The 21,811-nt window shown below is 45.5% G+C and carries 21 protein-coding genes; 11 read left to right on the top strand and 10 right to left on the bottom strand.

The window, feature by feature from the left end; genetic code table 11:
* The 10 genes from ED312_RS24155 to ED312_RS20975 all read left to right on the top strand — a co-directional run.
* A partial coding sequence (locus ED312_RS24155) for a hypothetical protein (protein WP_206363296.1) occupies nt 1–211 on the top strand: 211 nt, incomplete at its 5' end.
* Between the two features lie 29 nt (nt 212–240).
* Nucleotides 241–1,527, top strand: coding sequence for a GH36-type glycosyl hydrolase domain-containing protein (locus ED312_RS21015; RefSeq protein ID WP_240643164.1), 1,287 nt, complete (start codon nt 241–243; stop codon nt 1,525–1,527).
* Nucleotides 1,528–2,033: 506 nt separating this feature from the next.
* Nucleotides 2,034–2,630 carry a Crp/Fnr family transcriptional regulator gene (locus ED312_RS21010; RefSeq protein ID WP_123217988.1) on the top strand — a complete coding sequence of 199 codons (597 nt, stop codon included), beginning with the start codon at nt 2,034–2,036 and terminating at the stop codon, nt 2,628–2,630.
* A gap of 76 nt (nt 2,631–2,706) precedes the next feature.
* A complete protein-coding gene (locus ED312_RS21005) occupies nt 2,707–2,991 on the top strand; it encodes a hypothetical protein (protein WP_123217987.1) in 285 nt (94 codons plus the stop codon).
* Between the two features lie 172 nt (nt 2,992–3,163).
* A complete protein-coding gene (locus tag ED312_RS21000) occupies nt 3,164–4,216 on the top strand; it encodes a tellurite resistance/C4-dicarboxylate transporter family protein (protein ID WP_123217986.1) in 1,053 nt (350 codons plus the stop codon).
* A gap of 118 nt (nt 4,217–4,334) precedes the next feature.
* Complete coding sequence (locus ED312_RS20995) at nt 4,335–5,390, top strand: MFS transporter (RefSeq protein ID WP_123217985.1); 1,056 nt, start codon at nt 4,335–4,337, stop codon at nt 5,388–5,390.
* 21 nt (nt 5,391–5,411) lie between these two features.
* On the top strand, nt 5,412–7,631 hold the full coding sequence (locus ED312_RS20990; protein WP_123217984.1) for a molybdopterin oxidoreductase family protein: 2,220 nt from the start codon (nt 5,412–5,414) through the stop codon (nt 7,629–7,631).
* Nucleotides 7,632–7,677: 46 nt separating this feature from the next.
* Entirely contained in the window at nt 7,678–8,247 is a 570-nt protein-coding gene (locus tag ED312_RS20985; protein ID WP_123217983.1) for a 4Fe-4S dicluster domain-containing protein, read from the top strand.
* 11 nt (nt 8,248–8,258) lie between these two features.
* The gene (locus ED312_RS20980) at nt 8,259–8,786 is read left to right on the top strand and encodes a QcrA and Rieske domain-containing protein (protein ID WP_123217982.1); all 528 of its coding nucleotides are present in this window, start codon (nt 8,259–8,261) and stop codon (nt 8,784–8,786) included.
* A 3-nt stretch (nt 8,787–8,789) separates the two neighbouring features.
* A complete protein-coding gene (locus ED312_RS20975; RefSeq protein WP_123217981.1) occupies nt 8,790–9,050 on the top strand; it encodes a hypothetical protein in 261 nt (86 codons plus the stop codon).
* A 25-nt stretch (nt 9,051–9,075) separates the two neighbouring features.
* Here the strand turns inward: ED312_RS20975 and ED312_RS20970 are convergent, their stop codons facing one another.
* The 10 genes from ED312_RS20970 to ED312_RS20925 all read right to left on the bottom strand — a co-directional run bounded on the left by ED312_RS20970 (nt 9,076) and on the right by ED312_RS20925 (nt 19,326).
* Nucleotides 9,076–10,302, bottom strand: coding sequence for a hypothetical protein (locus ED312_RS20970; RefSeq protein WP_123217980.1), 1,227 nt, complete (start codon nt 10,300–10,302; stop codon nt 9,076–9,078).
* Nucleotides 10,299–11,780: an L-aspartate oxidase gene (nadB, locus tag ED312_RS20965; protein ID WP_123217979.1), complete on the bottom strand. Its 1,482-nt coding sequence runs from the start codon at nt 11,778–11,780 to the stop codon at nt 10,299–10,301. The genes ED312_RS20970 and nadB overlap by 4 nt, the downstream gene beginning before the upstream one ends.
* Nucleotides 11,777–12,736 carry a quinolinate synthase NadA gene (gene nadA, locus ED312_RS20960; RefSeq protein WP_317125698.1) on the bottom strand — a complete coding sequence of 320 codons (960 nt, stop codon included), beginning with the start codon at nt 12,734–12,736 and terminating at the stop codon, nt 11,777–11,779. The genes nadB and nadA overlap by 4 nt, the downstream gene beginning before the upstream one ends.
* A gap of 42 nt (nt 12,737–12,778) precedes the next feature.
* A complete protein-coding gene (locus ED312_RS20955; RefSeq protein ID WP_123217977.1) occupies nt 12,779–13,561 on the bottom strand; it encodes an ABC transporter permease in 783 nt (260 codons plus the stop codon).
* Nucleotides 13,562–13,600: 39 nt separating this feature from the next.
* The gene (locus ED312_RS20950; RefSeq protein ID WP_123217976.1) at nt 13,601–14,332 is read right to left on the bottom strand and encodes an ABC transporter ATP-binding protein; all 732 of its coding nucleotides are present in this window, start codon (nt 14,330–14,332) and stop codon (nt 13,601–13,603) included.
* Entirely contained in the window at nt 14,326–15,567 is a 1,242-nt protein-coding gene (locus ED312_RS20945; protein WP_123217975.1) for a nitrous oxide reductase family maturation protein NosD, read from the bottom strand. The genes ED312_RS20950 and ED312_RS20945 overlap by 7 nt, the downstream gene beginning before the upstream one ends.
* A 13-nt stretch (nt 15,568–15,580) precedes the next feature.
* Nucleotides 15,581–16,027, bottom strand: coding sequence for a nitrous oxide reductase accessory protein NosL (locus tag ED312_RS20940; protein ID WP_240643162.1), 447 nt, complete (start codon nt 16,025–16,027; stop codon nt 15,581–15,583).
* A gap of 37 nt (nt 16,028–16,064) precedes the next feature.
* Nucleotides 16,065–16,679, bottom strand: coding sequence for a hypothetical protein (locus ED312_RS20935; protein WP_123217973.1), 615 nt, complete (start codon nt 16,677–16,679; stop codon nt 16,065–16,067).
* Nucleotides 16,680–16,816: 137 nt separating this feature from the next.
* On the bottom strand, nt 16,817–18,778 hold the full coding sequence (gene nosZ, locus ED312_RS20930; protein ID WP_123217972.1) for a Sec-dependent nitrous-oxide reductase: 1,962 nt from the start codon (nt 18,776–18,778) through the stop codon (nt 16,817–16,819).
* A 44-nt stretch (nt 18,779–18,822) separates the two neighbouring features.
* The gene (locus ED312_RS20925) at nt 18,823–19,326 is read right to left on the bottom strand and encodes a c-type cytochrome (protein WP_123217992.1); all 504 of its coding nucleotides are present in this window, start codon (nt 19,324–19,326) and stop codon (nt 18,823–18,825) included.
* 398 nt (nt 19,327–19,724) lie between these two features.
* Here ED312_RS20925 and ED312_RS20920 point away from each other — a divergent pair, with 398 nt between their 5' ends.
* On the top strand, nt 19,725–21,800 hold the full coding sequence (locus ED312_RS20920) for a TonB-dependent receptor (RefSeq protein ID WP_240643161.1): 2,076 nt from the start codon (nt 19,725–19,727) through the stop codon (nt 21,798–21,800).
* The last annotated feature ends 11 nt before the right edge of the window (nt 21,801–21,811 follow it).

Raw genomic sequence — 21,811 nt, 5'->3', positions numbered from 1 at the left:
CCATAGAGGTCCCCTATGGGGGCTAGCCAAAGCCACCTTCTTAGAAGGTGTGATTTTTACTCCCTATAAATTTGGGGAGGAAAACACGGGTAAAGGGACTGTAAAGTACGGACTAATGTTAGTCGCTCTTCTCAGTGCCATTGTTTTTCTCAGAAGAATTAATCATTATTTTTTTATATCTTGTCATATGTTTAAACATATGAACTTTTAATTATGGGTATTAAACCTAAAACTGCCGGTGTGGCATTTCTTGTCATTTTATGTTTTGCCTGTGGCCGTTCCGGAAAGGAGCATACTAAAAATGAAACCGGATTATCTGCGACCACCGTTATAATACGGGATTCTTCCCTGGATACCGTAAAACAGATGGCTCTTGAGGTGATAAAAGATGGCTTTAATGCCGGTGCAGGATATCAGGAGGTCTGGATACGGGATTATAATACTTTTATCAACCTTGCGGCACATGTCCATACGAAGGAATTGCTTAAAGAAAATCTGAGAGTGTTTTTCCGGTTGCAGGGAAACGACGGTAATATCGTAGACGGGTTTATCCCTAAACAAAAAGCCAAAGCTTCGGAGGGAGGTTACGAGTATGTGTATACGGACCTGGAGGAAAATTACGCGGGGCATAAAAATACGGTAGAGACCGACCAGGAGACTTCGCTGGTACAGGCCGTGTACAAGTATATAAAATCTACCGGCGACACTCATTTTTTACAGGAAAAGACAGGAGGGAAGAGCATAGAATCGCGTATGGAAATGGCTATGCAGTTTTTGCTGGAAAAGCGGTTCAACGAAAAATACGGACTGGTATACGGGGCCACTACCGCAGATTGGGGTGATGTTCAGCCGGAACACGAATGGGGGGTGTATATAACGGAAGACACTCATTATGCTATGGATATTTATGATAATGCCATGTTTCTTATTGCCCTGGATAATTTGATGGACATGGCTCCTTCGTTGCAGCAAAAGTGGAGGCCGGTAAGAAATAGGATAGCTGAAAATACCATGAAATATTTATGGGATGATTCCCGCCATAAATTCATACCACACCTGTATACCGATGATTCTCCTTTTCCCCCGGATTTTGATGAAAATGAGATTTATTATCACGGGGGTACCGCCGTGGCCATAGAGGCGGGGTTACTCTCCAAAGAAGAGATAAAAATCTCTCTGCAAAAGATGACAGATAATGTCAAAAAATCCGGTGCGGCGAGTATAGGACTAACGTTGTACCCGCCTTACCCGGAAGGCTATTTTAAAAACCGTGGAATGCATCCTTATGGCTATCAAAACGGGGGAGACTGGACCTGGTTTGGCGGAAGAATGATTAAGGTATTGATAGAAAACGGTTATGAAAAAGAAGCCCGTGAGCAACTCCGCCCGATGATTGCCAGGGTGATAGAAAACAAAGGTTTCTATGAGTGGTATTCCGTCGATAATGAACCCAGGGGCTCCGCGACCTTTAAAGGATCGGCGGGGGTTTTATTTGATGTTATTCAGTTGCTTCGGGAGAATGAATAAAATGCGAAGGGGGACTCTGTGGATATTGTCCTTCGATACCAATTCTTCTGCGGGTCCCATAATTTTATTTCCATGTTTTTCTTTTTCCTGCAAAAACACGGGGTTTCTGTCGCTTTTAGAGGATTAAATGCGGGAAAAACCGGCATATAACGGACTGGAAAAAGCAAAATTCCGATCTTTATCACAATACTGAGGGATCTTTTATAAAAAAAGTATATCTCTGAATGCTCCCGATAGTCCCAGGGATCGCTTTGGTATGTGTGAAGTTTTAATTATAAGGTTATGAGGCTAATGAGTTATCGGGTTTATGTATATTGTCTGAATAGCTACACAACTAACCCGTAACCAAAGAGCAATTTCACCGCTTATCAGAATTTACTGATACCAATAGTGGTTTAGCGCTATCCGCAAATGACAAATATCATAGTATTGCTCCCGGTTGTTAGTGTTCTTTGTATTTCCGGTCTGCTTGAAGCGGACCCTGTAAGAATTACAAACTGGTATTAATGATAACTACGGATCTACTTCTGGATAATGGGGCGGAACTCATTTCTTATGATAAGGGAGAGGTGATTTTCAGGGAAAATCAAAGGGCACAGAACTATTATCAAATACTTTCAGGGAAAGTGAAAATGAACAATTTTACTTCGGAAGGAAAGGAGTTTATTCAGGGAATATTTTCTGACGGTGAAAGTTTCGGAGAACCTCCCTTATTTGCCGATGTAACCTATCCTGCCAATGCCGAAGCTTTAACCGGAACCCGAATTTACCGGCTTTCGGGGGCCGGTCTTTTTAGGTTACTTGTGGCTTATCCCGAAGAACATCTGAAAATAAGCCGGGCTTTGGCCCAAAGGTTATATTACAAAGCCATTATGGCAAACGAATTGTCCGGTCAGGAACCGGAACACCGTATATTACGTATTCTGGATTACCTCAAGAAAGAGGTATATGGATTGGAGGCCCCCTTTTCCTTTAAAGTAAATCTCACCCGCCAGCAGATAGCAGACCTTACGGGCCTGCGCGTGGAAACCGTGATCCGTGCCGGCAAGTGCCTGGAACAGAAGGGGGCAGTTAAAATTGTTAAGCGGAAGCTTTACAGGTGATCTGGCCATATGATTTAAATCATATGTGGCGTTACACTGCCGTGATACCTTTACAGCAAATATTAAAGTAAAGGTTATGCAACTCTATCAAACACTTTTTTCGAGATTTAAAGAGATGTATTATGCTTCCGTAACCATTGGTATTATAGCTTCCAGTTGCGCGGGTTCCGTGGCAGCCATGCTAATCCTGATGAACGGTTATGGTATGTGGCATATGCTCCAGTTGTTTCTCATCGTGGCCGTAGCGATGACTTATAATACCACCGTACTTGCGCAATTGAGACCGAGATTCGTTTTTAATACGTTGCTGATAAGCTTGTCTGCCAGTATAGTGGTTATTGCCGGCTATGTATTATTTTAAAATGCCGACGGCGGAGTGGAAGTGAAATAGGAAGATGGCCGGATTTTGTGGAATACCATACGCAATAAGCAGTGAACTGATGATGTGACGGATTTCCGGGTATATAGGTAGAGGGCTTTAACACATCCAAAGAAAAATCGTACATTTGTTAGGCTACCAACAACTTTTGATAATGAACCTGCTACGCTCCCGGATCAAAACGCTTCTCCCTGCATATTTTGCCCTGGTCATGGCCACCGGTATTATTTCCATAGCTTCATTGCTGGAAGGATTAACAGTTTTTGCCTGTGTGCTTTTTTACCTGAATCTCGTATTTCTTTCGGTACTTGGCCTTTTGTTTGTGTACAGGCTTGTTTTTTTCCGCGCACAGGTACTGGAAGACCTGAAAAGTTACCAGAAGGGACCGGGATTTTTTACTATAGTGGCCGCTCTCTGTATCGTGGGAAACCAGGTTATTTTGTTCCGGAAATCAGTAGCCTTGGCCGAAGTGATCCTCCTCGTGGCCGCCACCGCATGGCTGGTAATTGTGTATAGCTTTTTTTACAGCATTACAGTTACCGAAGACAAAAAATCCCTGAAAGACGGGATTAATGGTACCTGGCTGGTTATTATCGTGGCCATACAGGCATTGTCTGTACTGATATCATTTGTTTCCGGGGATTTTGGAAAACATGCCTACCTATACCTGTTCGTGGCCTTGTGCCTGTTTTTACTAGGGTGTATTTTTTACCTCTATATCATGTCGCTCATTATTTACCGCATTTCCTTTTTCTCTTTGAATGCTAAAGAACTGGGAGCGCCCTATTGGATAAACATGGGGGCTACAGCCATTTCTACGCTGGCAGGTTCCATGCTGATCCTGCACACCGGGGGTTTTAATTTCATAGCAGAGATACTGCCTTTTCTCAAGGGGTTTACACTCTTTTTCTGGACAGCCGGTACCTGGTGGATCCCCTTGCTTATCATCCTGGGGATCTGGCGGCACGTAATCAAGAAAGTCCCGGTACCCGTTTCGGCCGGGGGTTATGATCCCACTTACTGGGCCATGGTTTTCCCCCTCGGGATGTATACCGTGTGTACCTTCCGGTTGAGCGAAGCCCTGGAAATCCCTTTTTTAAAGGCCATTCCCGAATATTTTATATATGTGGCCCTGTTGGCCTGGACAGCCGTAATGATCGGGTTTGTCAGAAATCTGGCTTTGCTTTTTAAGAATAAAACAAATTGAATACAAACTTTAGAATGGCTTTAAATTGTAATTCTTCGGAGTAGGTGTTAGCCATATTGTCCTAAAATGCTTAAATTTAACTGTCTCCTGTCGATGTTTCATCTAAAGCCCCATAGTAATGAACAGACTTTTCCGAACATTAAACAAAAAAGCGCTTATCAAGGCAATTATAGCGGCAGTACTGGTGATTGCACTGGTACTTGTTGGTTCCCGTAATCTTCAGAATTTCGATCCGGCACTGATCGCTTATCTCATCGGGACCATATTTGCTGTTTTCGGCATTGCCTATCGCTATTCCATATGGCTTCAACGTCCGCCTACGAGACTTTACTGGCGGCGCAGCATGCAGTTTCTTTTCAGCCGGCATTTTATTCCGTATTTTTTGCGTTCCCTACGGTTATTTTTCCGGAATATTATGTTCCAAAGATTCCTGGTTTACCGGGGAAGGAGACGGTGGATAGGACATTTCCTTCTGGCTACGGGGTGTATGCTGGCTTTTGCCATTACTATCCCCCTTACTTTTGGCTGGATACACTTTATACTGAAACCGGGGGACGATACCACGTATTACGCCTATCTGTTCGGATTTGAAGCCGGCTCTTTCGCACTAGGGTCAACCCTTGCCTTTATCGCTTTCCACGGGCTGGTATGGTGTTCCGTACTGGTCACTGTCGGGGCGGTAATAATGATGAAAAGAAGGTTCACCAACGGCGGGCTTATTGCTACGCAGACCTTCGGGAACGACTGGTTACCGCTTATTCTGCTTATCGCCATATCCCTTACCGGATTGGGTATTTCCTATGATTATACGTTTCTGGGAGGAAAGACCTACCAGTTTATGGCGGTGACCCATGCCATAACGGTTATCCTCTTTCTGGTATGGCTGCCCTTCGGTAAATTTTTCCACATTTTCCAGAGGCTGGCCCAGCTGGGGGCCAATCTGTATAAAAAGGAAGGCAGCAGAAGGGGAATGGCCGTATGCCCGCACACAAAAAAAGAATTTGCCGCACAAATCCATGTCGATGACCTTAAAAAAGTAACAGAAAAACTGGGTTTCAATTTCGGAAAGGAGGACGGTACCAGCCATCTGGACCTGAGCCCGGAAGGAAAACGGTCGGCACTGGCCAGGGCCCATTTTGAAGCGAGGAAAGAATCAGGACATTTTTTTGGTTAAGAACAGATAAAAAAGATATTCATGGCAAAACTTCCGGTAGCTACAGATCAACTCATAAAAAAATTCGGACCCCATAAAGCCTATACCCCGCAATCCGGTTTTTACGGCGCACACGAGCCGGACAGGCTGGTCAAGACCCATTGTTGTTACTGCGGAATGCAATGTGGCATACAACTGAAAGTAAAGGACAACAAGGTTACGGGTTTCGAACCCTGGATGGAATTTCCGTTCAACGAAGGGAGGCTGTGTCCCAAAGGCGTGCAGCGCTATTTGCAGAACAATCATCCGGACAGGCTTCTGGGGCCCATACAAAGAGTGGAAGGCAAGGGATTTGAGCCTGTATCGTGGGAGCATGCCATGAGTAAAACCGTAAGCGAGATCAGGAGGATACAGGAAAAATACGGCAATGATGCCTTTGCCATGCTGAGCGGTGTTTCCATTACCAATGAAAAGAGTTATATGATAGGGAAATTTGCCCGGGTGGCCCTGAAAACCGCAAATCTGGATTATAACGGGAGACTCTGTATGGTGAGTGCAGGGGGAGGGAACAAAAAGGCTTTTGGGCTGGACAGGAGTTCCAATAGTTGGGCAGACCTGGCCCATGCCGAAGTTATTATTGTAGCAGGGGCCAATATCAGCGAAACCTTTCCCACACTAACGCATTATATCTGGCAGGCCCGGGATAACGGGGCGAAGCTGATCGTTGTGGACCCGCGGGTGATCCCCCTGGCGAGGACGGCCGACCTGCACCTGCCGGTAAGACCCGGGGGCGATTCGGCCCTGTTCGGGGCCATGCTGAAGATTCTCGCGGACAACGACTGGCTGGACCACAATTTTATAAACAATTATACTTCCGGATTCGAAGAGACCATAGCCGCCGTAAAGGATTATACCCTGGATTGGGCAGAGGAACAGACCGGTATTCCCGGGGAAAAGATTATGGAAGCAGCTACGCTCTGGGGAAAAGCTAAAACCAGTTTTCTGCTTCATGCCCGCGGTATAGAACATCATACCAAAGGAGTGGACAATGTGTTGAGTTGTATTAACCTGGTTCTGGCCACCGGACGTATCGGAAAACCCTATTGCGGATACGGTACCATCACCGGGCAGGGCAACGGCCAGGGCGGAAGGGAACACGGTCATAAATGCGACCAGTTACCGGGAAACCGGGATATAACCAATCCGGAACACCGGAAATATATAGCAGAGGTATGGGGGATCGATGAAAAGGATATGCCCGGAAAGGGCCTTACCGCCTATGAGCAGATCGAAGCGATCCACCGCGGAGAGATCAAAGGCCTGATATCGATCTGCTTTAATCCGCTGGTGTCGCTGCCTAACAATAATTTTGTTCGTGAGGCCCTGGAAAAGCTGGAATTCTATATATGTATCGACAGCTTCCTCTCCGAAACTGCCCGTCATGCGGATATCGTCATGGCCGGGTCGTTGCACGAAGAAGAAGAGGGCACGGTAACTACGGCCGAAGGCAGGGTAGTGAAAATAAATGAAGCAGTAACTCCCCCCGGTATGGCGAGAAGGGACGGGGAGATACTCATGGAGCTGGCCGAGAAACTCGGGGCAGGGGACAAGTTCAGTTATGCCTCCAGCGAAGATATATTTAATGAACTGAGAATAGCTTCCCGGGGAGGGACAGCCGATTATTACGGGATTACCTATAAGAAGATCGTAGACAATATGGGGGTTTTCTGGCCCTGCCCGTCTCCCGATCATCCCGGTACTCCCAGGTTGTGGGAAGATCGTAAATTTAAAACGCCCGACGGAAAAGCACATTTCAACCCTGTGCCATACCGACCGGCCTCGGAAGTTACGGACAAAGAATATCCTGTAGTACTGACCACGGGAAGAGTGGTATCTCAATACCTCAGCGGGACTTCCACCAGGAGAATAGGCAAACTCGTGGACCAGTATCCCGAACCCTTGTTGGAAATACACCCCAAACTGGCTTTCCGGTACGGGATAAAGGACAGGGACCTGGTGCGGGTAGAAACCAGGAGGGGAGAAGCAGAGTTCCCCGCACAGGTAGTGGAGACTATCCGTGAAGATACGGTGTTTATCCCGTATCATTGGGGAGGAAAGCATTCCGCTAATCAGCTGACCATCGGAAGCCTCGATCCCGTGTCCAAGATACCCGAGTTCAAGGTATGTGCATGCCGTTTGATACCTATGGGATATAAGGCGCTTGATGTCATCACGAAAACTGCCTATCAGAGCGGACTGTGAAGTGTAAAGAAGATAATATAGATATCAACCATAAAAGATAAATATGATGCCAGTAACCGATTACCACCAGGAAATGGCCTTTTTTGTAGATATGCAACGCTGTATAGGTTGCCATGCCTGCGAAATGGCCTGTGCGGAATGTGAAACCAACGGACAGGAAAGCATGATACATGTCAATTATGTAAACCGGGCCGAAAGCGTACAGACTACCGTACAGGTATGTATGCATTGCGAAGACCCTGCCTGCGCTAACGTATGCCCGGCCGATGCCATTCACAAGGACGAATTCGGAGTGGTTCATTCTGCCAATACTTCCCGCTGTATAGGATGTTCCAATTGCGTTCTGGCATGTCCTTTCGGCGTGCCTAAAAAAATGGAGGAAGCGGAACTGATGATGAAATGCAATATGTGCTATGACCGTACCAGCGCCGGGAAGAAACCTATGTGCGCCACGGTGTGTCCGAGCCAGGCACTGTTTTACGGAACAAGGGAAGAGATCGAAAGGATGCGCCCGGACAGCGTTCCCGTAAACTCCTTTAAGTTCGGGAAGGAGGAAGTTAATACCAAGGTGAGTATTATGATGCCCAAAGGTACCCATCAGTTAATAGTAGGATAAATTTGTATAGCATGGCTAAAAAAGAATCTCACGACCGTTCGGAAATTCCGGCCTGGAAAAGTGATTTTCCGATAAGTGAAGAACAGGCAACCCATGTGAACCGCAGAGAATTTGCAAAATTTCTCGGACTGCTTTCGGGGGCACTGGCACTGGGCAACGGTGTTATTGTGATCAGGGCGCTGGCTTTTCCTTCAAAACCATTGGAGGGTGAACATTTTGTCTGTAATGCGGATGAAGTGGCCGTAGGGGAGATGTTCCAGTTCGAGATCCGAGGGAATGAGATTATTCCCTATATTCTCATTCATCTGGAAGAAGGTGAATGGCGGGCCTTTGAACAAAAATGTACTCATCTGACATGTGCTGTCCGATACCGGGAGGACCTGGGAAAAATTGAATGCCCCTGCCACCACGGGTTCTTTAGTGCCGATACCGGGGAGGTATTACAGGGCCCGCCGCCCAGATCTCTTCCACGGCTGGAAGTGGTGATAAAGGAAGGAAAAGTATATGTAAGAGAAGAAAAACAGGATAAAACCGTCTAGTATATGAGCGATTTCAGAAGATCACAGAATGAAGCGCATCCCAACAAGACCAATACCCTGATGCTGGCCATTATAATGCTGCTTATCCTTTTTGTGGGGATCCAGATATGGTTTTTGTTCGGCGCGCTCAACAATGCCTTGCAGGACAACATTTATTTTGCACTTACCACGTTCATCGGCTCTTTTCTGCTGGCCCTGGCTTCTTTCTGGTTGCTGCGTTATCTGCCCGATCCCCTGAAAAAATCTCGAGGGAAAAGGAAGTGACCCGCCGGATCGTTCGGCAAGTTTTTCAATCCGTATTTTTACTACGGATTTTCCGAAAGCTTCTAAACAAAAGTATTCCTATGGCAATAGAAAAAAGCAGGCTTCCACAAAACAATAACAAGTAATAATGTTCCGTCAGAGACCACTGCAACCATAGCGCTATTCCTTTGTAAAAAATCAGAAATTCGGTAATAAAGAAACCGGCCAGGTATATTCCTATGGCAAAACGGGAAAACACCAGCAGTCTGAAATGCGAAAAGAAAGCAAACAGGGCCAGGGAGATCACGCCCAGAAATGTCCAGTGGAGGTATCCTATGATGAATTCCGGGGTGTGGTAGGCCATCGTAGCTATTTCAGGAACGGCGGAAAAACATTGTAGTAGTAATTTCACAAGCAGGAGCATGCCGCTAACTTTTAAAAGAGAAAAAGTACTTTTTAATCCTCCTGTTTTTCCCGTAGAAGTGATCCGGGACGACCGGGCTATACGGAAAAGCAGGATATATGCCCATAATTGGATGACAGCTCCCGATAATCCCAGGAAATAAAAGATATAATGAGGTTCTGTCCATAAAACGGACAGGAAAAAAGTGAGGATGATCCCTGCGTTCAGCATCCGGTAAAACAGACGGGACTGTCGGGGGGCAACAGGTATATCCCCGAATTCCAGTATAAAAAACAAAAATCCGCACAGCGCCATCAGGAACCAGCCGTTATACTGAAAGTGCAGGTAAAAATAAATAGCGATTTTATACCATACCGAAGTGCTTCCCAAAGTATTCATAATAAGGCCCAGGGCCCAGGGCCCGAGGCTGGAAACAACCATATAGTAAAGGCCTGCTTTTACACATTTAAAAGAATACCCTTTGCGGTACCGTTCCGGGGCATGGCGAATAAAGAACCATGTAAATGCATAGCTTGCAAGGATGAACAGTGTGGAAAAGAAAATGGAATAAGGATGGTAGCCCCAGAAAGGAAAAGTTACCAACATTCCTATAAGGGCTACCTGTGTTGTACGGAAAATATTCCGGTATACCCCGGACTGTTTTATATCCCCTAAGAATAAATGATAAATAACAGCGGTAAGTCCCACGTAGATCCATCCCAAAAGTGCGATATGGGAATGTGCATGTACCAGGAAACGGTAATTAAAAGAGAAATCCGCAATGGGATATGCCCGTAAAAGTATACCCATCAGGGAAGTCAGAAAAAAATAAAAAAGAGCGGTACGGGTATGTTTTACAGCAAGGTTCATAATAGCATCCGGGCAACGGTGATCAGGTTTTTCAGTTCATAGAATTCCCGGGTGGAGTTGTCCGTATTTCCCGGAATATCTGTTTTTCCGGAAATTAATTCCCACAGGGATGTGATATCTTTTTTGGTACGGTCTCCTGTAATTTTTCCGGTATGATAAATATACATCAGTTCCTGCAACCGGGTTTTAATCTTTCCGATTTCGTTTGGCATGGGCTTTCGTTGGGAAATACGACCCGGTTTTCCGGGGTTTTCCGGGAAGGTTACTATGGGAATATGATCGATAACGGAAGCAACTTCCACGGCGGCCCCATGTGAAATAACCACAGCTTCTAGGAGGGAATTAGACGCCAGCCTGTTAGCACCGTGTAGGCCGCTGCAGGCACATTCGCCGTTGGCATAAAGGTTTTGAACGGAGGTTTGCCCTTGCGGGTTAATTGTAACCCCGCCACATTGATAATGAGCTGCAGGCATAATGGGAACAGGGGTTTTAAACAGGTCAAAACCTGCTTTCAGACATTGATTTGCGATTTCCGGAAAGTGCCTGTAAAATTTTCTTTCGTCCAGATGCCGGCAGTCCAGGTATATGCGATTCTCTTCGTTTTTTTGATATTCCGAGAAAATGGCATTGCTCACAATGTCGCGGGTGGCCAGTTCTCCGCGGGAGTGGTAGCGAAACAAAAATCGTTCGCCTTCCGTATTGATAATATATGCCCCGAAACCTCTTACGGCTTCCGAGATCAAAAAGGCAGGATTGCTTTTTCCGGCTGCGAAGGCTGTGGGATGAAACTGGTAAAATACCATATTTCTGATCTGAGCTCCGGCACGGGCTGCCATGGCAACCCCGTCTCCCGTGGCAATTTCGGGGTTGGTAGTGACCTTAAACACCTGCCCGCTTCCCCCCGTGGCCAGAAAAGTGATTTTAGCATGGCTGTTTTTTATTTTTCCGCTGTCGGGATCTACATACCGAATACCGTGGCATTGTTTGTCCCGGACCAGCAGGTCTACGATAAAAAGGCCGGGGCAAAACCTTATGTTTTTATAGCCGGCGGCCCGGCGCAACAGAGTCTGTGTTATGGCAAGGCCGGTCCGGTCCCTGCAATGGAGGATACGCGATTCGGAATGCCCGCCTTCCAGGCCGGTATCCCATTTTCCTTTGGAGTTACGGTCAAAAGGTACTCCCCATTGTGCAAGTTCGGCAATGCGTTCCGGGGCGGCCTCTACAATGGCCCTGACCATATTTTTATCACAATATCCCCGGCCTGCTTCAAGCGTATCCCGGATATGTTGCTCAAAGGAGTCTGTGGTAAAATCCGTTACGGCGGCAATGCCGCCTTGTGCATAGCGGGTATTGGTTTCCCCGGTATTGGCCTTGGAACAGACCCGGATAGAGATATCGGAGCGGCGTTCTGCCAGTTGTATGGCAAAAGTCAGCCCGGCAATCCCGGAGCCGAGGACGAGTACATCGGTGGGTATCATCTGGACAGGTTTAACATTTTCCGGATAGGGAGGAGGGCTTTTTCCAGTAGTGTTGTATCTATGATCACCTCAGGGGTTTCGTCCAGCAGGCAACGGTATAGTTTTTCTACGGTATTCAGTTTCATAAAGGCACATTCGCTACAGGCGCAACTGTTGTCTTCGAGGGACGGAAGCGGAATGAATTCCTTGCCGGAAGCTTCTCTTTCCAATTGGTGTATGATGCCTGCTTCCGTTCCTATAATGAAAGAGGTTGCCTTGCTTTCCCGGATGTATTTCCGGATCTGCGAGGTCGAACCTATGAAGTGTGCAATCCGCAATACGGATGCTTCGGATTCGGGATGCACCACGATCCTTGCTTCCGGACATTTCTGATATAATTGTATCAGCTTTTCCAGAGAAAAAGCTTCGTGTACTATACAGGAACCTTCCCATAATATCATATTTCGCCCTGTTATTTTATTGAGATAACTTCCGAGATTTTTATCAGGTGCAAAAATGAGGGGCTGGTCTTCGGGTATGGAGCGTATGACCACTTCGGCATTAGAGGAAGTACATACATAGTCGCTTATAGCCTTTATACCGGCGCTGGTGTTTATATAGCTTACCACCTGGTGCCCGGGATACCTGGCGCGGAAACCGGCAAACTCTTCGGGCTGGCAATGATCTGCAAGAGAACAGCCTGCGGAAAGGTCCGGGAGGAGTACTTTTTTATCCGGGTTCAGGATTTTCGCAGTTTCCGCCATAAAATATACCCCGGCAAAAACAATAATAGAAGCTTCTGTCCGGGCGGCTTTACGGGCGAGCTCCAGGCTGTCCCCCACAAAGTCGGCAAGGTCCTGGATAGCCTTGTCCTGGTAGCAATGGGCCAGGAGAAGTGCGTTTTTTTCTTTCAGGAGCCTTTTTATCTCTTTGTGGTAAAAATTATTGTCGGTCATTACTCCATTATTTGTTGTCACGTACTGAAATTTTCAATGGTTTTACTTCGTCATAAGCACGACCTAAAAATCTTTTTTCTTTGCTATTCTCCTCATCCGCCAGAGCGGAAGTAATATCCACAGCGATAGCATCAGGGAAGAAAATATTCCCCCGGCTGAGGTGCCGAAAAATTGTTTGAAAACAGCCCCCGTATAGCCCATTAATGCGGATATGTCAAGTTTCAGGAGGATTAGTATACGTGACAGGTCTACGGGATTGAACACTGTAGCGACCAGGGAAAACTTTTCCAGCGGGTATTCCTGGAACCCGGCCAGCAGCAGCAAAAAGATACCATCGTATACTACGGCCAGCAATAACCATAACAATATTGCATAGCCGAAACCTTTAATCCTGTTTTCGTTGGACAGCGCGATATTAAATGCCAGCGAAGTAAAAATAAAAGTAAGGGCCACTCCTGTTATAAGTAATACGGCAAAATTCCAGATCATTGCGGACCGGAACAGACCGTATGCGGCAAACGGAATACCTAGCCCGAGAACAAGGCTCAGGGAAAGCGAGCCGGCAATACCGAAATACTGTCCGGTAAAAATGGCGCTTCTCTTTAAAGGCTGGGCGAGAAGAAGATTGGTGAATTCCCTGGAATTGTAGTGATACATCACTCCGAAAACAGTAGCGATAAGCGGTACCAGGATAATATTGACATTCATCAGTGTTATAATAGCCCCGGAAAGGTTGTTGTTGAGGAACAGCAACACCGTGCCCAGGAGCAGATAGAACAGGAAGTACGCATAACTCCACCTGCTGCGCGCCAGATCGAAAAAACTGTATCTGATGATTTTTAACATGATATTACCGGGTTTAAAGTTTGAGATTGCAGGATTGACTTATGACTCATGGTATACTAAAGCCGGATGGTCGTTTTCCAGCAGCAGGGCTGCTATGGCATGTTCGAGATCTTCTCTGCCTGTTTTTATTTTTAACTCGGAGAGGGAGCCGTTGAAATATATCTTCCCGTCAAGCAGGAACGCTATATTTTCGGCTATTTCCTCTACGAAGCTCATAATATGTGATGTAACAAGTATGATCTTACCCTGTGCTTTTTCTCTGTTTATCCATTCCTTCAGCCGGATCAGGGACACGGGGTCCAATCCGGAAGAGGGTTCGTCGAGGATTATCAGGGGGCTGTCAAACATGAAAGCCAATACAAGGTTAACTTTTTGACGAGTACCGCCGGACAGTGTGTTGAACTTTTTGTCCAGGAAGGGGCCCAGTCCGAAAAACCGGATCAGGGTCTCGTCCCTGGCAGGTTTGTTTCGCAGGTCCTTTATCATTTTTATGAGTTCTTTTACTTTCAGGTTGTCGGGGAAATCGGCAATCTGTGGCAGGTAGTCCAGGTTTTCCCGGTACAGCACATCTTTTTTGATATCCTTGCCGTTTATGGTTATGGCCCCCTTGTCGGGGATGACCATGCCCAGTATACTTTTTATCAGGGTCGTTTTCCCCGAACCGTTAGGCCCCAGTATGGCGGTAACCCCCTTTTGATCTATTTCTAGGGAGAGGTTGTCGAGTACCTGGTTGCGACCGAAAGCCTTATTCAGATTTTGGATGTTTACCATTTGTTTTTTTTAATTTTCGGGGAATTATCCATAAGCCCCGGTGGTGTAAATACAGGCGTTATCTTTTCCGAAAAGTCCATCAGTCCCGTGAAAGTACTACGCAGCAATACGATGGCCTCCGGTATCTGATCGGTCATATGCGAAAAGAGCTTTACCGGGCGGTAGGGGACATCACCTATACCATCCCTGTTGAGATCATAGCCGTAATAATCGCTCCAGTAATTGTAATCGAAGTTGTTTTCGTTCATTCTGCCGGAGTACGAAAGATCAAAGGCATTGTACAGGAAGTTATTCCGGGAAAAAGTATTGCTATAACATGCTCCTTGAATTTTGATCGCGTAACCGTTGTTGGCGAAATCATTTTCGGTAAATGTCATCCGGGATATCCCTTCCGCGTGTACTCCCTGTGTATTATTCTCAAAAGTATTCCGGGTCAGTTTCGAATCCGTGATCTCTTTAAGGAGCAGGCCGTAGGACGAAGGCCCCCAGTTTTTCCTGAAGATATTATCCTGCATTATTATGAATTTCGAAAACATGACCGCAACCCCTGCGCCGTTGTTTTCAAAAAGATTGCTGGTATAGGTGTTGTGGTTTGAAAACATAAAGTGCAGTCCGTAACGCAGGTTGTCAATGCTTTTGTTGTTCTTGATGTCTATATGGTCCGAAAACTCGAGATAGATACCGTCGCGTACGTTTTGTACCGTATTCCCGGTTACTTCCACATGGTCCGAGTACCATAACTGGATGCCGTTGCCCGAATTGTACTCATTCACGGCATTACCTTTAATAGTATTGTTCAGGACTTTCCCCTGCCGGGCTTTTTCCAGGTAGATCCCGAAGAAAAGCCGTTCCAGGATATTATCCCGGATCGTGAAATTTCTACTCTTCACTACCCGGATTGCAGCGTAATCGGTGGTGTAGCTCGTACCCACATTAACAATCGTAAAGCCGGAAATGGTTACGCTATCACTCCGTATGGTAATAATTTCTCCTTTGTTCTCCCCGTCGATCACGGGCATGCCTTCTCCTATAATGGAGAGAGGTTTGGTAATACTGATATTATGTTCTTTATAAGTACCTGCTTTTACCTGAATAGTATCAAACGGTTTCGCCATTTCAACGGCTTGAGTAATTGTAGAGACCTTACAAGTATTGCATATCTCTGTCTTTTGCGCAAACAATACAGGTACACAGCATAAAAACACACAGGCAATATGTAAATAACGGAGGACCATGGCGTGTTGATTTTTAATGATGTAGCTCTTTTCTTTTAAAATATTTCACCAACTGTTTCCAATTGTAGAGTGTACCGTTATAGTTTGTTTGTGTTTCCCGGGCGTCCTGTTCTGAATTAAACCCGGAAAGGTTGGCCCCCATAGGACTTCGGATCCCGGGGCTTATCAAATAGGTGGCGTTTGTGGCCTCAATAAGTTTGCCGGGGTTTTTAAAATCGTTAACCAGGTACACAGACACGGGCCTGGCAGTATTTTCTCTGGTGTAGTTAAGCATACATTCGATGGCATCGAATTTATACGCACGTCCCTTATCGGTTACTAGTTGTGCAGCGTGCTGCCTGTCCACAATGGTCATATTGCAATAATGGCAATTGTCATTCCCATAATCAATGGACACGGGCTCTATCTCACAGGAGGCAAAGAACCATATAAAGATGAATATTGAGATTACAGGTTTCACGATATTGATTTTTGATAAGGCTGAAAAAACCATTTTATTACTGTACAATATTTTTACTCCTTTTTCCGATGAAAAAGGCAATAAGGGTCAATCCCATTCCTGTGAACATCAGGTAACCTCCTGTATGAGGCCACGAATCCACATCGAAATTCAGCATTTTCTGGTGGCCCAGAAGAGGTGGTTTGTAGGTCATAGGAGTACCGTTGGGATGGATCATTTTCATGATGGCATGGGGGTCCAGATCGGTTCCGTAATCGCTGAGCCATAAGTTAAAGTCATGCATTCCCAAAACGCCTAATACGGCCATAAGACCGAACCATCCCAAAAACCACCAGTGATTGATTTTTCCAAAGAATCCCAGTAATCCTATGATAGCCCCCGATACTGCCATGATGGCAACAACCAGAGGAAAGACTCTGAATTCCCACATTTCCCCGGGTTTAGGTATGGTTTGCATTCCTATATAGTGGTTGAGCCCGTCAATATTTTGAATGTCAAATTCGTTTACTCCCTTAATACCGGTTATATAGATATCCATTCCAAGGGGATCGGGGTATTGCGGTGCGCCCAGCATAATATTCCAAAGGGGAAATCTGAACAGCCCCAGAAGGAGGAGCGAGCCTATGATCATTAATATTCCGGCTTTTTTCATTTCTTGTTTTTTGAAAGCTTTTGATCGATGAGAAATATATTAACAGGGTTTAAAAAGGCAGGAGCAAAATCTGTCAACTCCTGCCTTTTTCAGATAGCAGTATCAACTATAACCTGTTTCTGATTCCCCCTGGAATATTATTCCCCGAGAGACCAGCTTGGTTCAATATTGGAATTTGCCGGTGAAACCCGTACATATCCCTGCATTTCCTGGTGCAGGGCAGAACAGAAATCGGTACAATAGAAGGGCCACACACCTACCTGTTTGGGTTCCCACACCAGGGTTTTGGTCTGTCCGGGCATAATGAGCAACTCCGCATTGTTGGCACCGATCATGGCAAAGCCATGTGGTACATCAAAGTCCTGCTCGTGATTGGTGATATGAAAATATACTTTATCACCCACCTTTATTCCTTCTATATTATCCGGGGTAAAGTGGCTGCGTATCATAGACATATATACGTGAACTTCATTCCCGTTGCGTTCTATACGGGTATCTTCACCGTTGAGTACTGCAAATGGGTGTTTATTGTCTTCCAACCGGTAAATTTTTTGTGATTTCGGTGCCAGTATCTCTGCGGGTATCCCGGCAGCGTAATGGGGTTCTCCGTGTGTTGGGAAGTCCAGCAATAGTTCCATTTTATCCCCGCTGATATCAAACAGTTGAGCAGAATGTTCCAGTTCCGGGCCTGTGGGAAGATACCTGTCTTTCGTGATCTTATTCATGGCAACAGCATATTTTCCGAAAGGTGCGGCGGAGTTTCCGCCGGGGATCATGACATGACCTACGGAATAATAGTTGGGCTGTCGGTCTATGACTTCGCGGGTTTCTACATTCCATTTTACCAGTTCCGAAGAGATAAAAAATGTAGTATAAGCATTTCCTTTTCCGTCAAATTCGGTGTGCAGGGGCCCTAACCCGCCGCTTTTTACCTGACCTGCCAGGACGTCCTCGAACTTCAATACAGGAATTCCGTATGCTTCCCCGTCAAATTTCTTTGCTTCGATGGCGGCGATCATTTTATCAAAGGAGTGAACGGTCAGATCAGCGGAGAGTTTTCCGTTTCCTATAATGTATTCACCTGTCGGGTCTACATCGCACCCGTGGGGTGATTTCGGTGTGGGGAGAAAGAAAACGGCACCCGGTACTTCGGTGGGATCTACCGTTAAGACTTCTTTCAGCATGGTGGATTTGGCACCGTGAGTTGCATGCTCATATACATTATGGGCATAATTGGCAGGCATTTTTGTACCGCCTCCGTTATTTACATACTCCTCGATCTTTTTCCAGTTTATGGCCGCAATAAAATCCTTATCGTTTTGTGAAGCATTGACCTCCAATAGTGTACTGGCCTCTTCGGTATTATAGGTGGTAAAGAAAAACCAGCCATGCGATTTCCCGCGCCCGGGGTGTGACAGGTCGTAATTAAACCCGGGCATCATAACCTGGAATTTCATGTTCATCCTCCCGGTTTCCGGTTCTACGGAAATAAAAGACAGTGCGCCTTTAAAATGTCCCTTGTATTCTTTTATGGAAATATCCTGCTGGGGCACAGGTACTGAAAAACGGGTACCGGCCACAACGTATTCTGTGTTTTCCGTAATAAAGGACGAACTGTGGTTCCCTGCACTGTTAGGGACTTCGATGATCTCTTCGGTTTCGAAGGTCTTAAGGTCTATTCTTGCAATACGGGGGGTATTGTTACCGTTTACAAAGATCCACCTTCCGTCAAGTTTCCCGTTCGTTTGTGAAATATCGGGGTGATGAAGGTCATCCCAGGGAACAAACCCATGAGAGGTGTTTAACATGGGTTTGGTTTCTTCGGAATACCCGTACCCGTTGGTGGGAAATTGCGAAAAAACGGGAATTTCCTTAAACATTCTTCCCGATGGCAATCCATATACGGTAAGGTTTCCGCTATATCCGCCGGAAAAGAAGGCATAATATTCATCGTGCTCCCCGGGAGCGACATACACTTTTTCTGCCGCAGTAGAGGCGAGGGCCCCGCGATTGCCATTGGAAGTCCCGCTACTGTTGCAAGCGGTAAACATCACGGCTATTAGAACTAGGGAAGGTAAACTTTTGATTGTTAGTTTCATAATGTTTAAATTTACGCTGTTTTTAATATATATGGCTCATATACTTAAAGTGTCCTGAAATACTCCAGTACCTTTCTTGCTTCTTCTTCAGTAAGCCCCTGGTTGGCCATTGGTGAGCCGTTATGATCTATCAGCAATTGCTTTGCAATAGGATCTTCTTTTACCATGACTTCAGGATTTAAAATCATATTCATAACCCATTCCGGCGAGCGGCGGTCCAAAATTCCTTTCGGTGCAGGCCCGATGAATTTTTTATCCGGTTTATGGCACAACATACATTTTTCCTTAAACAGTGCCTGGCCTGCTTTGGCCATATCCTGATCGATATCGGTGCCTAATTCTATATTTTTGACCGGACCTATACCTTTGTTGTCCAAGTCTGTTAAATCTCCGGTGGCCTTATTTCCGGCAACCTTATTCACTGTTTTGGTCTCCTTTTGAGCAGGAGTTCTTTCATAAGTGAACTTTTCCTTTTTTTCTGGAGTCCCTCCGCATGCTGTTAGCAGGATACCGAAGAGTAATAACATTGTTTTTTTAATCGTACTCATATGCAGTGTATTTTGTTTGTATAATTTGGTGTAAAGGTATGGGACGGTATATGGGGAAAATATGATTTCTGTCATATTCCGATGCAGGGAAGGACATTTATGTATTCTTTTATTAATGAGTGGGATAAGCTGTGCTGTGCTATTTTTTAAACCCTATTATCTCAAAAGAGATGATTTATAAGAGGAAAGGATAAAGTTTCTGTTTAAAAGAATATACGACATGGAAATTTTCAAATCCTTTACCGGGAACGGAGGGAAAAATCCGTTTTTATCCTTAAGGTGACTTTAGTCATATTTTTCATCTCGGGCACCTTCTATATTTGCGGAGAATAAGTACATCAGCTTTGTTTATTACTGTTTCTGTACTTGATTGTTTTTATAGTATTTAATTCTCCCGAATGCTTCTAATGAAAATTATTATACCGGCAGGCAGATTCCCGTATATTTTACTAGGCCCATTGTTCTCGAGGAAATGGCTGCTGTGGTTTTCTGGAGGAGTTCTGTTTATTTCTTTTCCCGTCCATGCACAGAGGGAAGAGGGAGGTGAAAGAGATACGATCTTGCCGGTTTACCTGGAAGAGGTTGTAGTGATATCCGACAGAACGCAGTCCGGCGATCCCGGGCAGGCCAAACCCTTGTCTTCTCTTGATGAATATCTGACCTCCGCCCGGAAAGTGAATATGGTAAAGCGGGGCGCCTATGCATGGGAACCCACACTGAACAGTATGTCTTCCGAGCGGCTTTCCGTCACGATAGACGGAATGCGGGTATTCGGTGCCTGTACGGATAAAATGGATCCCATTACTTCTTATGTAGATGTATCCAATCTTTCCGAAGCACACATTGCATCCGGGCAGCAAGGGGCGGAATATGGTGTAAGTATAGGTGGAGCCATTGATCTGAAGATTGATAAAGCGGGGTTTAAAGAAGATATTTTTATCATAAGCCTGGAAAACGGTTTTGAAACCAACAACGAACAGAAAATTATAGGAGCGGATATTAATTTTTCCAAAGACCAATACTATATAGACGGGGATATTGTATACCGTAAGGCAGGAAACTACAGTGCCGGAGGAGGTGAAGAAGTTCATTTTTCACAATATGAAAAGTACAATATTTCCTTAAACGGCGGATATCAATTGGGACCGGGAAAAAAATTAGCTGCAACCCTGGTCTATGATGAGGCTAATGATGTCGGATATCCTGCTTTGCCTATGGATGTATCCCTGGCCAGGGCGGTGATCACCTCTTTAAGTTATGAGCAGGATACTCTGGGTGTGTTGCATCATTGGGAATCAAAGTTGTATTACAACACGATTACACATGTGATGGATGATTCCCAAAGGCCGAATGTCCCCGTACGAATGGATATGCCCGGCTGGAGCGATACTTACGGTTTTTATTCCCGGACTGCTTTAAAAACCGGGAAACACCGTCTTTTGTTCAAATGGGATGGTTTTTATAATAAATCCCTGGCAGAGATGACGATGTACCCGGCCAATCGCGGGGAGGCTTCCATGTTTATGCTCACCTGGCCCGATGTCCGTACTCTTAATACCGGTCTGTATCTGGAGGACATTATCAATTTTAAAGAGAGTTCCTTAAAAGTCTCCGCAAGGGTCACAGTACAGGGTAATCGTGTAGCGGATAAATTCGGATTAAACAGCCTCCGCATTTTTTACCCGGATGCAGCGGCGTCACAAACGCGTTTTCTTTCCAGTATAGCAACACAGTACAGCAAACAATTACGATCTTTTCAGCTCAATTTCGGACTGGCCTATGCTACCAGGGCCCCATCGGTTTCGGAAGGTTACGGGTTCTACCTCTTTAATAGTTTTGACAACCATGATTATGTAGGTAATCCGGGCTTAGAAAATGAGCGGTCGATGGAATTAAATGCAGGGATATCCATGACCCAGCCCGGGTTTAAATTAAGCTTTGAAGGAAATGCCTTCCGAATACATAATTATATTATCGGGAAAACGGATTCTTCGCTGAGTACCATGACCATAGGTGCGGACGGTGTGAGAATATATACCAACCTGAGATATGCAGATATCGTTAATTTATCATTCAATAGCGAGTATAAAATTGCTCCCGGATTAACCTGGTCCGGTGCCATATCCTGGCACCGGGGAACAGACAACCAAAACCGGGATCTGCCCTTTATCAGTCCGTGGGCCTATCAATCCTTCCTGAAATACGATACAAGGAGCTTTTACGGGGAAGTAAGTGCCGGTGGTGCGGGAAAACAGGTCAACTTTAACCGGGGGTTCGGTGAAGACCAGACACCCGCCTATACGATATTTTCAATGGCGCTGGGAAAAACATTTTATATCTCCGGCAACCGATTATATACCAAAGCGGGTATAGAAAACATCTTTGACAGGTATTATTCCACATATTCGGATTGGAATAATATCCCGAGAATGGGGCGCAACTTATTTTTCAATATTTCCTATAAGATCAATTAGCACTATTAAAA

The sequence above is a fragment of the Sinomicrobium pectinilyticum genome (assembly GCF_003725735.1).
Taxonomy (GTDB): domain Bacteria; phylum Bacteroidota; class Bacteroidia; order Flavobacteriales; family Flavobacteriaceae; genus Sinomicrobium; species Sinomicrobium pectinilyticum.
This window is presented reverse-complemented; position numbering and strand designations above follow the sequence as displayed.